General features: G+C 56.7%; 15 protein-coding genes. 12 read left to right on the top strand and 3 right to left on the bottom strand.

Translation table 11 applies throughout. The features are described 5' to 3' along the window. The first annotated feature begins 14 nt into the window (after positions 1 to 14). The 7 genes from ACR0AG_RS20865 (at position 15) to ACR0AG_RS20895 (ending at position 7,137) form a co-directional block, all read left to right on the top strand. The gene (locus ACR0AG_RS20865; RefSeq protein ID WP_480842381.1) at positions 15 to 1,526 is read left to right on the top strand and encodes a CoA-acylating methylmalonate-semialdehyde dehydrogenase; all 1,512 of its coding nucleotides are present in this window, start codon (positions 15 to 17) and stop codon (positions 1,524 to 1,526) included. 25 nt (positions 1,527 to 1,551) lie between these two features. Then, positions 1,552 to 2,661 carry an alanine dehydrogenase gene (gene ald / locus ACR0AG_RS20870; RefSeq protein ID WP_480842383.1) on the top strand — a complete coding sequence of 370 codons (1,110 nt, stop codon included), beginning with the start codon at positions 1,552 to 1,554 and terminating at the stop codon, positions 2,659 to 2,661. Positions 2,662 to 2,733: 72 nt separating this feature from the next. Next, the gene (dctP, locus tag ACR0AG_RS20875; protein WP_170733112.1) at positions 2,734 to 3,744 is read left to right on the top strand and encodes a TRAP transporter substrate-binding protein DctP; all 1,011 of its coding nucleotides are present in this window, start codon (positions 2,734 to 2,736) and stop codon (positions 3,742 to 3,744) included. A gap of 71 nt (positions 3,745 to 3,815) precedes the next feature. Further along, positions 3,816 to 4,430 carry a TRAP transporter small permease gene (locus ACR0AG_RS20880; protein WP_480842385.1) on the top strand — a complete coding sequence of 205 codons (615 nt, stop codon included), beginning with the start codon at positions 3,816 to 3,818 and terminating at the stop codon, positions 4,428 to 4,430. Next, positions 4,427 to 5,719: a TRAP transporter large permease gene (locus ACR0AG_RS20885; protein ID WP_170511078.1), complete on the top strand. Its 1,293-nt coding sequence runs from the start codon at positions 4,427 to 4,429 to the stop codon at positions 5,717 to 5,719. The genes ACR0AG_RS20880 and ACR0AG_RS20885 overlap by 4 nt, the downstream gene beginning before the upstream one ends. Positions 5,720 to 5,862: 143 nt before the next feature. Next, positions 5,863 to 6,273, top strand: coding sequence for a universal stress protein (locus ACR0AG_RS20890; protein WP_480842388.1), 411 nt, complete (start codon positions 5,863 to 5,865; stop codon positions 6,271 to 6,273). A gap of 231 nt (positions 6,274 to 6,504) precedes the next feature. After that, entirely contained in the window at positions 6,505 to 7,137 is a 633-nt protein-coding gene (locus ACR0AG_RS20895) for a tyrosine-type recombinase/integrase (RefSeq protein ID WP_170633759.1), read from the top strand. Between the two features lie 160 nt (positions 7,138 to 7,297). On the opposite strand, the gene ACR0AG_RS20900 is transcribed toward ACR0AG_RS20895, so the two are convergent. Then, positions 7,298 to 8,218, bottom strand: coding sequence for a LysR family transcriptional regulator (locus ACR0AG_RS20900; RefSeq protein ID WP_170511090.1), 921 nt, complete (start codon positions 8,216 to 8,218; stop codon positions 7,298 to 7,300). A gap of 115 nt (positions 8,219 to 8,333) precedes the next feature. Here ACR0AG_RS20900 and ACR0AG_RS20905 point away from each other — a divergent pair, with 115 nt between their 5' ends. The 4 genes from ACR0AG_RS20905 to ACR0AG_RS20920 all read left to right on the top strand — a co-directional run bounded on the left by ACR0AG_RS20905 (position 8,334) and on the right by ACR0AG_RS20920 (position 11,221). After that, a complete protein-coding gene (locus ACR0AG_RS20905; RefSeq protein WP_480842390.1) occupies positions 8,334 to 9,284 on the top strand; it encodes a glutathione S-transferase family protein in 951 nt (316 codons plus the stop codon). Next, positions 9,284 to 10,213: a DMT family transporter gene (locus ACR0AG_RS20910; protein WP_480842392.1), complete on the top strand. Its 930-nt coding sequence runs from the start codon at positions 9,284 to 9,286 to the stop codon at positions 10,211 to 10,213. Before ACR0AG_RS20905 ends, ACR0AG_RS20910 begins: the two co-directional genes overlap by 1 nt. Before the next feature lie 39 nt (positions 10,214 to 10,252). Further along, positions 10,253 to 10,630: a nuclear transport factor 2 family protein gene (locus ACR0AG_RS20915; RefSeq protein ID WP_170511100.1), complete on the top strand. Its 378-nt coding sequence runs from the start codon at positions 10,253 to 10,255 to the stop codon at positions 10,628 to 10,630. A 93-nt stretch (positions 10,631 to 10,723) separates the two neighbouring features. Further along, entirely contained in the window at positions 10,724 to 11,221 is a 498-nt protein-coding gene (locus ACR0AG_RS20920) for a DUF6653 family protein (protein ID WP_170683958.1), read from the top strand. Positions 11,222 to 11,288: 67 nt separating this feature from the next. On the opposite strand, the gene ACR0AG_RS20925 is transcribed toward ACR0AG_RS20920, so the two are convergent. Continuing rightward, positions 11,289 to 11,888: an HdeD family acid-resistance protein gene (locus ACR0AG_RS20925; protein ID WP_480842395.1), complete on the bottom strand. Its 600-nt coding sequence runs from the start codon at positions 11,886 to 11,888 to the stop codon at positions 11,289 to 11,291. 20 nt (positions 11,889 to 11,908) lie between these two features. Then, a complete protein-coding gene (locus ACR0AG_RS20930) occupies positions 11,909 to 12,220 on the bottom strand; it encodes a hypothetical protein (protein WP_170451072.1) in 312 nt (103 codons plus the stop codon). A gap of 163 nt (positions 12,221 to 12,383) precedes the next feature. Here ACR0AG_RS20930 and ACR0AG_RS20935 point away from each other — a divergent pair, with 163 nt between their 5' ends. After that, positions 12,384 to 13,634, top strand: a complete 1,251-nt coding sequence (locus ACR0AG_RS20935) for a tetratricopeptide repeat protein (protein WP_480842397.1) — start codon at positions 12,384 to 12,386, stop codon at positions 13,632 to 13,634. The last annotated feature ends 86 nt before the right edge of the window (positions 13,635 to 13,720 follow it).

Here is a 13,720-nt window from a genome sequence, read left to right on the forward strand (position 1 = left end):
AAAGGACTGACATCATGAAAGATGCATCCCCGATCGCTTTGATCGGCCACTACATTAATGGCCAAATCACTGCTCCATCCGGTGAGAATACTCAGCCGGTTTTCAATCCCGCAACCGGTGCGAAAACCGGCGAGGTGTCACTGGCGAACGTCCAGACTGTCGACGACGCAGTGGCCGCTGCCAAAGCCGCGTTCCCGAAGTGGTCAAACACACCGCCAATCCGCCGCGCCCGCCTTATGAACAACTTTCTGGCCCTGGTGCGCGAGCATAAGGACGATCTGGCACGCGCCATCACGGTTGAGCATGGCAAAGTGTTCACCGACGCCCAAGGCGAAGTTGAGCGTGGTATTGATATCATCGAGTTTGCCTGCGGTATCCCGCAACTCCTCAAAGGCGATTACACCGAGCAGGTCTCCACCGGAATGGACAACTGGACAACGCGTCAGGCGTTGGGCGTTGTGGCTGGGATCACTCCCTTCAACTTCCCGGTCATGGTGCCGATGTGGATGTTCCCGATCGCCATCGCCGCAGGCAATACCTTTATCCTGAAGCCGTCGCCGACCGATCCGTCCGCAGCGCTGCTGTACGCGGATCTGATGCAGAAAGCCGGTTTCCCCGATGGTGTGTTCAACGTTGTACAAGGTGACAAGGTCGCAGTGGATGCGTTGTTGGAGAACGACGATGTCAAGGCCGTGTCCTTCGTCGGTTCGACCCCGATTGCGAACTACATCTATGAAGTTGGCGCGCGGCACGGCAAACGCGTTCAGGCTCTGGGTGGCGCAAAGAACCACATGCTGGTTATGCCCGATGCCGACATGAACAAGGCAGCCGACGCCCTGATCGGCGCAGCCTTTGGCTCGGCAGGCGAACGCTGCATGGCTATCTCGGTTGCTCTGCTGGTTGGTGATGCTGCCGAAAAACTCATGCCAGTTCTGAAAGAGCGCGCCGAAACTCTGAAGGTCAAGAATGGCCTAGAGCTGGACGCCGAGATGGGTCCGATCGTGACAGCTGCTGCGCGCGACCGGATCAAGGGCTACATCGACTCTGGCGTTGCAGAAGGTGCTGACCTGCTGGTCGATGGCCGCGACTATACCGTCGAAGGGCATGAGCAAGGCTTCTTCCTGGGCGGCAGTCTGTTCGACAACGTCACACCCGACATGAAGATCTACAAGGAAGAGATCTTTGGCCCCGTCTTGTCCTGCGTCCGCGTCTCGAACTTTGCCGAAGGCCTGCAACTGATCAACGACCACGAGTTTGGCAACGGCGTGTCGTTGTTCACCCGCGACGGCAATGCTGCACGTGAGTTTGGCAAGCAGGTTCAGGTCGGCATGGTCGGCGTGAACGTTCCGATCCCGGTTCCGATGGCCTGGCACGGCTTTGGCGGCTGGAAGAAGAGCCTGTTCGGAGACATGCACGCCTATGGCGAAGAGGGTGTGCGTTTCTACACCAAGCAGAAATCCATCATGCAGCGCTGGCCCGAAAGCATCTCGGAAGGTGCCGAGTTCGTCATGCCAACCGCAAAATGATCATCCGTTCCAAGGAGTGAAAAATATGTTCATTGGTGTTCCCAAGGAAATCAAGAACCACGAATACCGTGTTGGCCTGACCCCTGAAAGCGTCGCAGAACTAGTCTCCAACGGCCACAACGTCGTCGTAGAAACCAATGCCGGTGTTGGCATTGGCGCGGATGACGACGCCTATCGCGCAGCGGGTGCTGAAATTACCGAAACCGCCGCCGATATTTTTGCCAATGCCGAAATGATCGTGAAGGTGAAGGAACCTCAGGCCGTTGAGCGCGCCATGCTGCGTGAAGGTCAGATCCTTTATACCTATTTGCATCTGGCCCCCGACCCGGAACAGACCAAAGATCTGGTCGACTCGGGCGCTGTCTGCATCGCTTATGAGACCGTCACCGATGACAATGGCGGTCTGCCCCTGCTGAAACCGATGAGCCAGGTTGCCGGTCGCATGTCAATCCAGGCCGGTGCAAGTGCTTTGGAAAAGGCAAAGGGCGGTCTGGGTGTCTTGCTGGGTGGGGTGCCCGGCGTGAAGCCCGGCAAGGTCGTGGTTATCGGCGGTGGTGTCGTTGGCTTCAACGCGGCCCAGATGGCCGTCGGCCTGCACGCGGACGTCACCATTCTGGACCGCAACCCTGCGGTTCTGGAAAAGTTGGAGAACCATTTCGAGGCATCGGCCAAGGTTGTCTATTCGACCAAGGCTGCACTGGAAGAAGAGGTCACCAACGCCGATCTGGTTGTGGGTGCGGTTCTGATCCCGGGTGCTGCTGCACCCAAGTTGGTCACACGTGAGTTGATTTCGAAAATGAAACCCGGTGCGGTCGTCGTGGACGTGGCGATCGACCAGGGCGGCTGCTTTGAAACGTCCAAAGCCACCACTCACGCTGAGCCCACTTATGTTGTCGACGATGTTGTTCATTACTGCGTCGCCAACATGCCGGGCGCAGTCGCCCGAACTTCGACCTACGCACTGAACAACGTCACGCTGCCGCACGCTCTGGCTATTGCCAACAATGGCTGGAAGCAGGCGCTTGCAGACAATCGTCACCTGATGAATGGCCTGAACGTGGCCCACGGAAAGGTGACGTACAAGGCTGTGGCCGATGACCTTGGATACGAGTTCATCGCCCCGGAACTTTGCTGAAATCAGCAAATCAACGCCCGCTCCAGCACGCCGCTGGGCGGGCGTTACTCGTCAACCAGGAGGAGATAACCGATGAGTTTTAATAAGTTTACCACAGGTATGGCAGCAGGAGCACTGAGCGCCCTGATGTCGACTGCTGCATTCGCGGAAGACATGACTCTGCGTTTTGCCGGCGTATTCCCGATCGATCATCAGGGCACGAAGATGATGGAACAGGTCGCAGCGGATGTTGCAGCTGCGAATGTCGGCCTGAAGGTCGAGGTTTTCCCGGCAAACCAGTTGGGCTCCGGTGAGGCGCTGTTCGAAGATGTTGCACGTGGCAATATCGATCTGGCCTCGGCGTTTATCTATGCCGACACGGATCCGCGCCTTGAGTTTCTATCCATGCCGTTCCTGCTTGGGGGTTGGGATGACATGGAGAATACCCTGCTCAACATGGATTCCGAATTCAACACCATCCTGCAAGAGATCACCGACGAATACGGTGTCCGCGTGATGGCGCAAAACCCTGAAGGCTTCATTGGGATTGTCTCGTCGCAAGAGCCCGAGAACTGGAACACATTTGACGACAAGGGCATGAACATTCGTGTCTGGTCGTCCAGCGTCGTGAAGTCGATGGTCGAAGAACTGGGTTACCAGGCAACAACCATGGCATGGGGCGACATCTTTCCCGCACTTCAGGCCGGTATCGTCGATGGGGCGATCTGCTGCACCAAGACCGCGACCTACTCGATCTTCGCCAAGTCGGATGTTGGCACCCATTTTGTCGAATACAACTCGATCTCAGAGCTGACTACATTCTACGCGTCGCAGCGGACACTCGACAAACTGAACGACGAACAGCGTGCCGCGCTGCAAGCTGCGATGACCAAAGCCTCGGAAGACTTCTTTGCATACAACCGTGAGAATGACGAAGTCTTCGGTCAGAAATTGCTCGACAAAGGCTACACCATCCTGCGCCTGAGCGACGAAGAACAGGCTGCGATGGCCGCTCATGTTCAGGAAACGGTCTGGCCCGCGATGGCACAAAACGTCGGTCAGGACATCATCGACCGCCTGCTGGCAGCTAAAGAACAGCAATAAACATAAAGAAAAGGGCCAGCAAATCAGTTGGCCCTTTTTTGGTCTTTAGCTCAACAAAGGGAGGGAGAAAGATGTCTAGTACAGAAGCTGAACGTCCATTGGTCGTTGAAAGTGCAGAAAAGAAGAGCTCGCAAAAAATCACTGACGAGTTGCCAGTCATTATTGGGTATCCGCTGAAAGCAGTGGCGTTCGTCATGAGACAGATCGTTATGTTTTCCGGTTTCCTGATGGCTTTTACATTTGGGGCAGTTGTTGTCATCCGGTATGGATTTGGTGGCGATCTTTTTGCCTATGAAGAATGGCTTCTGGGCATCAGCATCATAGGCTTTTTTGCAGGTGCTGTTCTGGCTTCTGCCCGCAACCTGCATATCAACGCGGACATTCTTGGCATTGTGATCCAAAACCCTCGGTTGATTTGGTGGCGCGGCTTTGTCGTCCTGACAGTCGAGGTGCTGGTGATCCTATTCCTCATGTACGCCTGCTATGTCTCGCTGCTTGATGACTTCTCATTCCCGCGACTGCGTGCAACCCCGGTGCTACGCATTCCGTTTGTGACCTGGCGGATTGCGATCATGATTGCCTTTGGCCTCATGGCGACGTTCACGGCGGCATATCTGTACGTGCATATCCGCAAGGGGCTCGGGCTTCCCTTGAGATCAGAAATGCAAAAAGGAGAAACCCAATGATCATCGGAGGAAGTCTCCTAATCGTCTGCTTTATGCTGCTGTTGGGCGTCAGCGTTTATGTAGCATTCGGATCGGTTTTGATTTTCATCGCCCTTGTCGGAGATCAATCCATCACCGGCTACTTGCCCACCGGCTCTACAGGTATCCGCTCACTTGTACTTCTGGCGATCCCACTCTTCATGATCGCCGGAGGCATCATGGAGAAAGGTAAAATCGCGGCCCCTCTTGTCTCTCTGGCTGAAATGTTCATTGGCCATATCAAAGGAGGATTAAGCGCGGCTGGGGTGTTGGCCTGCGGTGTGTTTGGCTCCATTTCCGGTAGTGCCAATGCAACGCTGACCTGTATCGGAGGCATCATGATGCCCCATCTGAAAAAGGCCAACTATCCGGGTGGGCAATCTGCGGCTTTGATCGTTGCGGCCAGCCCCTTGGGTCTGTTGATCCCACCGAGTTCGTCGCACATCCTTTATGGTTGGGTTGCACAGCAGCATGTACTGAAGTGCTTCTTGTCCACGGTCATTCCGGCGATCATCCTGATCACCCTTTTGATCGTCGTAAATCAGTTCATGCTTCGGAAGTATGACGACATAAACCTGACGGAACGTCCTAAACCATTTCTGCCGACATTCGGAGTACAGGCGCGCCTGGCCGGGCCTGCGCTTATGATGCCACTGATCATTCTGGGCGGAATCTATGGCGGCATAATGACGCCAACCGAGGCTGCGGGCATCGCAGTGGTCTACTCGATCCCGATCGCGATCTACTTCTACCGTGGACTGACCTGGAAAACACTGGCTCAGACCATCCAGAATTCCGGTGTTACGATTGGCGTGGTCATGGTCATGATCTTCATGGTTCTGATCGTGTCGGACAACCTGATCTCACAGGGTGCACCTCAGTTGGCCAAAGATCTGGTTTATTCCGTTTCGGACAATCCAGTTGTGATCCTTCTGATGATCAACGTCGTGATGATCCTGATCGGAATGCTCATGGACGATATCTCCGGTCTGCTTTTGGCAACACCAATCCTACTGCCCATCGCGCAGAGCACCGGCATGGATCCTATCCATTTTGCGGCCGTGATTGGCGTAAACTTAGGTATGGCGAACATCACCCCTCCGACTGCACCTCTGCTCTATCTTGGTGCGCAGGTCTGTGATGAACCGGTTTCGCGCATGCTATGGCCGACTTTGATCTTCATAGTCTTTGCCTGGCTCCCAACGCTGATGTTGACAACTTTTGTACCAGAGTTGGCCCTGTTCCTGCCGGACCTCCTGCTCAGCAGGTAGCGACGGGAAAGCGCAAATAAGCCCAAGACGAAAATGCACGCACCCCAATCTTACGGCTGGGGTGCCTGAGCGCCCTCCCGAAGATGAAGTAGGAGCGGCGAGTTAGCAGCAGATAACTGAAGACCTGAATACGGAGGTTTGAAATGTACAAAAATATTCTAGTCGCTCTGTCTCTGGAGCATGGCATCAGTGAACACGCACTTGCGGCGGCACATGCCCTTGTATCCGAAGGTGGAAAAATCACTGCCGCGCATATTCATGAGCCCCCAAACAGACAGATAATGTACTATATGGACGAAGGGATTGCAGAAAAATCTCTCCAAAAAGCAAAGGCGCGCTTAGCCGAGCGCTTGGAAAACGAAGCCGAGGTCTCTTCTGTGCTAATCGAGAGCCAATCGGCCGGGCGAGCAATCACCGAATACGCCAACAAACATGGCATCGACTGTATCGTCCTCGCTTCACATAAACCTGGGATGAAAGAGTTCTTTTTGGGTTCCACGGCTGCTCTCGTTGTTCGCCATGCTCGGTGCTCGGTGCATGTACTACGTCTGTGACGCTGGCACCCACAACATGTTAGCAACTTTGCCCTGCGAAATCTGCGGCGATAAGCACGTCTGACGGCGACCTAGGTCTAGTTTTGGCGTACCTAAAAGAGTTTCACTTTGCGGCGTTTGGGAGGTAGGATTCGCAGTCGACCTCGGCGGCAACGCGACAACCTGTGATATCCTCTCTCGTCAACGTCGGGTTGTCGTTGTGGGCGGGAATGGCGGAAAGGAGGATCAGTTATGGATACACCAAACTTACCTGCCATTCGCGCACTTCGCCCAGCTTGGAACAAGGGACGCATCGTCGGTCAAAAACGCCCGTTAAAACCCAAACACGTCTGGGCAATTCGAGTAAGATTGGAGCTTGCAGAGAACCATCGCGACCTCGCTCTCTTCAATATGGCCATCGACAGCAAGTTGCGCGGCTGTGACTTGGTGAAGATGAAAGTCGTTGACATCATGGCCTCTGGTCAGATCAAGGAGCGGGCTTCGGTGCTGCAAAGTAAAACTCAGAAACCGGTCCGCTTCGAAATTTCTGAAGGAACTCGGACGTCCGTCGAGAAGTGGATGGAAGACGAACTCATGGTTGGGTCGGAATACCTTTGGCCAGGGCGTTTCCATGAGCGTTTGCACATTTCAACGCGCCAGTATGCGCGGATCGTGCGTGATTGGGTCACGTCTATTGGTTTGGAAGCAAGCGCATATGGCACGCATTCAATGCGGCGGACAAAGGTCACTCAAATTTACAAGAAGACAGGCAATCTGCGCGCGGTACAACTCTTGCTTGGGCATACTAAGATGGACAGTACCGTTCGGTATCTCGGTGTTGAGCTTGAGGATGCACTTGCCATAGCAGAGGCCATTGAAATCTGACTACTATGGGCCGCTTTCGTTAGCGGCCCATACCGGCCGTTCAAGAATGTCCGACTCTGCACTACAGCATTCCCCGAAGAAGACATTGCCGGACTGCCCCGCACTTTGGGTGTTCTTGGTCGGTCCAGGTTTAATGTTAGAGTATCATCGGCCCTTGTCCCTAAAGCGGACCTGCATCCAAATCCCAATAGGGTGCGTCGTGCCCGATGCGTTCCACGACGAAATCCAAAAACGCGCGAACTTTCGCTGGCATGTGCTTTCGTTCAGGGAAGACTGCGTACAGCGCCTGTTCAGGCAGGCGATACTCGGGCAGCACCCTGACCAGACGGCCACTGGTCAAGTGGGCTCCGGCAATAAAGGTCGGCAGGCGGCCGATACCAAGACCGTCAAGCAGCACGGTGCACAGGGCTTCACTGTTGTTCACGCGCAGAACACCAGATGTCTGAACGCGCATGTCACCCGCGGGCCCGGCTAAGCGCCATTCCGAAGGGTCGCGCGAATAGGCGTAGTGAAGGCAGGAATGCGCCAGAAGATCCTCAGGTGTTTCTGGCGTTCCGGACTGCGCAAGATAGTCCGGCGCAGCGACAATCACGCTGTGGATCGGGGCGAGTTTGCGTGCGATCAGGGCCGAGTTCGGCAACGTTCCGGCGCGTAAGGCCACGTCGATGCCCCCTTCGACGAGATCGACAAATTTGTCATCCATCGTCAGGTCAATTCTGATCCCCGGATATTGCCTGAGGAATGCAGCAATCATAGGCGCAACATGCAGTTGTCCAAAGGACATGGGTGTACTGAGCCTTAGTAATCCAACCGGTTGCCCCTGCAACGCCGCAACTGCGTCTTCGGCGTCCTGCGCTGCGTCAAGCGCCTGCGCCGCGTGGGCCAGATAGATTTCGCCCGCCTCGGTAAGGGAAATGGACCGTGTCGACCGATGAAAGAGCTGCGTTCCCAGATGGGCCTCCAGCACGCCGATCCGCTTGCTGACCGCTGATTTTGTAAGACCCAGATGCCGGGCGGCGGCTGCGAAACCGCCATGGTCCGCCACGGCCACAAACACAGGGATAGCGCCAATTTCAGTCATGTTTTGCGATCCTTTGGGCGAATTATTCTCACCTATAAGTTTCAAATTCACACGATTATCATCAAATAGAAAGCCTAATAGGTATCTGCATGTCCTGTTAACGCCGGAGGCTGCCATGCCCAAGATGCTTATCAACGGAGTTCTGCGTGACAGACCGCTCGCCTCGGACGGTCGTTTTCACCGCCTGCAAAGCCCATTCACGAGCCACATTAGCGTGCAACCAGGCGCCCCGTTTCCGAACACGCCCGGCCGATACCACCTTTACCTGTCCAAAGCCTGCCCCTGGTGTCATGGCGTCGATCTGATTCTAACTTTGAAAGGCTTACGCAATGCGATCAGCATCACATGGATGGACCCGGTCATGTCGGAAAACGGCTGGGTCATCGACCAGACGCTGTTCAACGATCAAAGCGGTGTAGAACGCACCCGCTTCCTTTACGAAGTCTATCAGCACGCCAAGCCGGATTACACGGGTCCGATCAGCGTGCCTGTGCTACTGGACACGGATACAGGCCGGATCGTCAGCACCGAATCGGCCGAGATCATGCGCATGCTTCAGACGGCGTTTCCCGATACCGCGGGACCCGATCTTCGCCCGTCCCATCTTTGCGACGAAATCGACCGGATCGCCGAACAAATTCAGTCACCGATCCGCGAAGGCGTCTATCGCGCCGGGTTTGCAACCAGCCAGATCGCGTATGGCGAGGCCGTAACGGCGCTCTTTGCCTGCCTCGACGCGATTGAAGAAACGCTTGGCCAACGCCGGTTCCTAGCCGGAGACGTGCTGACAGAGGTTGACCTGAAGCTGTTTCCGACACTTCTGCGGTTTGACCCGGTCTATGTGACCCACTTCAAGACCGACTACAAACGCATCAGCGACTATGTTGCCCTGTCCCGCTATCTGGCCGACATCATGCGGTTGCCGGGCGTGGCTGACACTGTGGACATGGCCCATATCCGTCAGCACTACTTCCTCAGCCATCGGCACATCAACCCCAGCGGAATTATCCCGATCGGCCCGGCTTCTCTGCGCTTAACCGATGTGCCGGAAATGGGGGCCGCGTGATGCCTGATATTGTCAGAAGATCCCCTGTATCCGCGCTGATCATCGCCATCGGTGTCCTGGTGGGGGTCAGTTTCACTTTGTCCAAATTCGTCTCGATGGCAGGAATATCAGCTCTGACCGCTTTGTTCTGGCAGGTTTTGCTGGCCAGCATCGCGCTGTTGGCGTTGTGTTTGCTGTCGCAGAAGCGCGTGGCGCTCAACGCGCGGCACATTCCCTATTATGTCGGCGCCGGAGTTTTCGGTGTCAGCGGCCCCGCTGTGATCGGGTTTCTGGTGCTGGAGCATGTGAGCCTTGGGTTCTATTCCGCCCTCGTCACGCTGTCACCGCTGTTTACCTTTGCGATAACGGCACTGATCGCGCGCAGGATGCTGCCGTTGCACCGCCTGGTTGGTATTCTGATCGGCCTTGCCGGGGTCAGCCTTGCCACCATGGGTGGGTTTGACCTGTCGGGTGTTGAGCCGGCGTGGATTGCCCTGTCGCTTTTGGGGCCCTTGTTTCTGGCCTACGGCAACGTCTTTCGCAGCTATGCCTACCCGCCCGGCGGCGATCCGTTGGGGCTGGCGACCGGAACGCTTCTGTCACAGCTGTTGCTGATTTCCGCCCTGATACTGGGACGCGGCACCACAATCAGCGACGTCTCGGTGCCCCCTGCCCTGCTTGGCGCAATCTTCGGCATCGGATCCATCACTGCGCTCAGCTATGCGCTGACCTTCGAAGTACAGCGGCGCACGGATGGCGTTGGGTTCGCCCAGGTCGGCTATTTTGCCACGCTTTCCGGCATCGCAATCGGGGCAATTGTCTTTCGGGAACCTCTTGGCCTTGGGCTGCTGGGGTCCCTCGCAATCCTGTTCCTTGGGCTAGCCGTCACCAACGGTCACCTGAAACTCCCGCCGGTCCTGCACCGACGGTCACAGGCCAACCAGACTTAGACCCACCGATAACTTTCAAACAGAAAAGGAAACCAAAACATGCAAATCACTGCCCCCACCACAGCGGCCCACGCGCCCCGGATCGCATCCCTTTACACCGCTGTTGACGCGCTGGACGAAGCCGGCGTTGTCGAGCATGTCACCGAAGACGTGCAGTTCCAGCTTGGCAATTTCGAACAGATTGACGGGCGCACAGCCGTGCAAGCCGCGAACGCAGGGTTCTTTGCCACGATCCAGGGTATGCAACATACCATCACCGGCATCTGGTCCAGCGGCGATACTGCGTTCTGCGACGGCACCGTTCACTATACGCGCAAGGACCAAAGCACGCACGACGTGCGCTTTGCTGCACGGTTCAACTTTCGCGAGGACAGGATCGCGGATTACCGGGTGTATGTGGATATCTCCGGTCTTTGATGCCTTTGGCCAGGGCTGCGCGCGTTGCCTGCCGCTCTGGCCGACACGGGCAGAAACGGCCATAATTGCGATCCAGCTTCGGAAGAGGGTTCGATGACCGATCGCAGCATTCTGGAACAGCTCATGACGATGTCCGACGACGTCTGGGACCGGCACACCAACCCGTGGAGCGGCTGGAGCCGCCTGAGCATCCCGCCCCTGTTCGTTCTGGCCGTCTGGAGCCGGGTTTGGCTGGGCTGGTGGTGCCTTGTTCCGGTCGTTGTTGTTGTATTCTGGACATGGTGGAACCCCCGCGCCTTCCGCAAAACGGGCAATCCGGAAAACTGGATGTCCAAAGGTGTACTTGGGGAACGGATCTGGCTTGCGCGCGCGAAATCGCCGATCCCTGCAAGGCACCGCCGGATGCCTCTTATTCTGGCCGCAGTCAGCGCGGTCGGAATCGGCCCCTTGGTCTGGGGGCTTTGGCAGCTTCAATTCTGGCCGACGCTTCTGGGGTTGCTGCTGGTTATGGGTGGGAAGCTGTGGTTTCTGGACCGCATGGTCTGGCTGTTTGAAGACACTCGGGCAGCAAGCACCTGGCAAGGAAAATAGCGGCGCTGTGAAAACGGAAAGCAGGAGCATCAGATGCCCCTGCCATTCCGGGTCTGCCAGGACACGCTTAAGCTTGTGGACCCCCATGCGCCGAGGGCCGCTGCGACAGCCCCAAATACATCAGGGACACACCGGCGAAAATCAGGTTCAGGCCGGCAAGAACCCCCAGCAGAACAAGGGACGCGCCATTGACGATACCGGTCAGGATCAGGCCGCCAAGCAGGATGGCCATCGCGCCGGACGCAATCATCAGCGCCATGGGCCGCTCCTGACGCGACCGAATGGCAATTACGATCCGCAACACACCTTCGGCCAGAAAAACCGCGCCAAGCGCAAGGGTCAGTGCCAGAACGCCGCCGAACGGATCAAGCAACAGAACAAGCCCCGCAAGCGCGTTCAGAACACCGATGGCCAACAGCCAGAAGAACCCTTTCCACGCCTTTTCCGCAAATGCCTGAATCGCTGTGACGATGCCTCCGCCCAGCAGGGCCACGCCGACAAAGGCTTCGACAGCGAGCGTGGACATCAGCGGGAAGGCTACGGCGCACAGCCCTACACAGAGCATGGCGACGCCGAGCACAATCAGCCAGACCGGTCGAGGCTGCCAACCGGCGACCTCTTCCATGAGCGCGGGTTTCGGCACGGTTTCATTAACTGAATCAGTCATGTCGACCTCCAGGATCAGGGTCAGGCGACCGACTTGTCGAGATGATCGCGATAGGCGGCAACGGCGGCGTGCAAGGCTTCCCAATGGTTCTTCGCCTGATCATGCGCGTCCGTCACAGCGTCTTCGCCTTCTTTCTGGATGCGATCGGCAAGGTCAGTGACCTTGTCTTTTGCTTCCTGCAGATCGGATTGCAGCTTTGTCACCTGCTCCTGGGTCCACTTGTCGGTCGCGTCGCCCGCGTCCTTGACCTTCTGTTCGAACGATTTCAGCTCGTCCTCGACACGGGTATAGTCGTCTTTGGCTTTCTGTACGAATTCGGAAAATGTTGTCATGGTTCAGTCCTTTCATGGGTCATATGTTTGCTGGGCTCTTTTGAGCGCCATGGCCCAGACCCTCGCAGATCCACGGCCCGCATCCGAGTGAGTCACGGTTAAACCGTCGCGCTGTCTTGTGGCGCTGCTCGTCATCGGACAAAGTTGAGCGACGGAGGGAAACATGCTTGCCGAAGTAAGCTATGCCATCGATCCAAGCGCTATTCAGGAACAGTTGAAGCGCGTCCTCGTCAGTCCGCATTTCGCGGATACCACGCGCCTGAACCGCTTTCTGTCGCATATTGTCGGCGAAGCGCTGGCGGGTCGGTCCGAGACGCTGAAAGGCTATGCAATCGGCATTGACGTTTTCGACAAGCCCGAGGATTTCGACCCCACCATCGACACGATCGTTCGGGTTCAGGCCAATAAAATGCGCAGCCGGCTGGATCTCTATTACGCTCAGGAAGGGCGCGAAGACCCGGTTCGAATACATATTCCCAAGGGGTCCTACGCCCCGGTTTTTGAGATCGCGTTTGACCCCGAACGCCGGACCGATGCCGAAACGCCCCCGGCGCCAACCGGACGGGTCGCGGTGGCCGTGATGCCCTTTGACAACTTGAGCGGAGACCCGTCGCAGGAATATCTGGCCGATGGGTTTACCGAGGAAATCATCTCGGCCATCGCCCGGTTTCGCGAGGTGAGCGTGCTGTCCCGGCACGTCACCTTTCGCTTTCGCGGCCGCGGCCGCGATCCGCGCGCGGTCGGAAGCGAACTCGACGTCCAATATCTGGTCGAAGGCAGCGTGCGACATTGGGACAACAAGCTGCGCGTCACCGCCCAGCTTATTGACGCGGAAACCGGCCAACAGGTTTCCGCGGACACTTATGACCGCGACCTGAGCGCGGACAGCCTATTTGAAATTCAGGACGATATCGCCGCCCGGATCGCCACGGAAATCGCGGAACCCCACGGAGTGATCCATCGAACAGGTGCAGTGCAGCGCAGGGCACAGACGCACACGCTGGATGCCTATCAGTGCAGGTTGCTGGCCACCGAATACTGGCGTGAACCCACGGTTAAAAAACACAAGAAGGTCCGCGACCTGCTGGAGCGCGCCGTTGAGATTGATCCCGAATATGCCGGCGCCTGGGGGATGCTCGCGATTGTCTACGGCGACGAACTGCGCGGCGGGTTCAATTTTCGCAAGTCCCCCCCGCCCTTTGATCGCGCGCTGGAGGCCGCACAGCGGTCGGTCGCTCTGGATCCGCTGAACGCAACCGGCCAGCACGCATTGTTTTTGACCCATTTTCATCGTGGAGAGTTCGAAAGCTTTGAAGACGCGGCTGATAAAGCCTTGCGGGCCAATCCGAATTATCCAGACATGTTGGCCGATCTGGCGGCCTGCTTTGCGTTGCGCGGCGATCTTGAACTGTGAAACGGCATGCAAAATTGACCCCTGTATTGGGGTAATCGGCGTCCAAAAGTGACCCCCCTGATATTTCTGTTCAGAAGCTTCCTCAA

This window comes from Ruegeria sp. H6 (assembly GCF_056532975.1).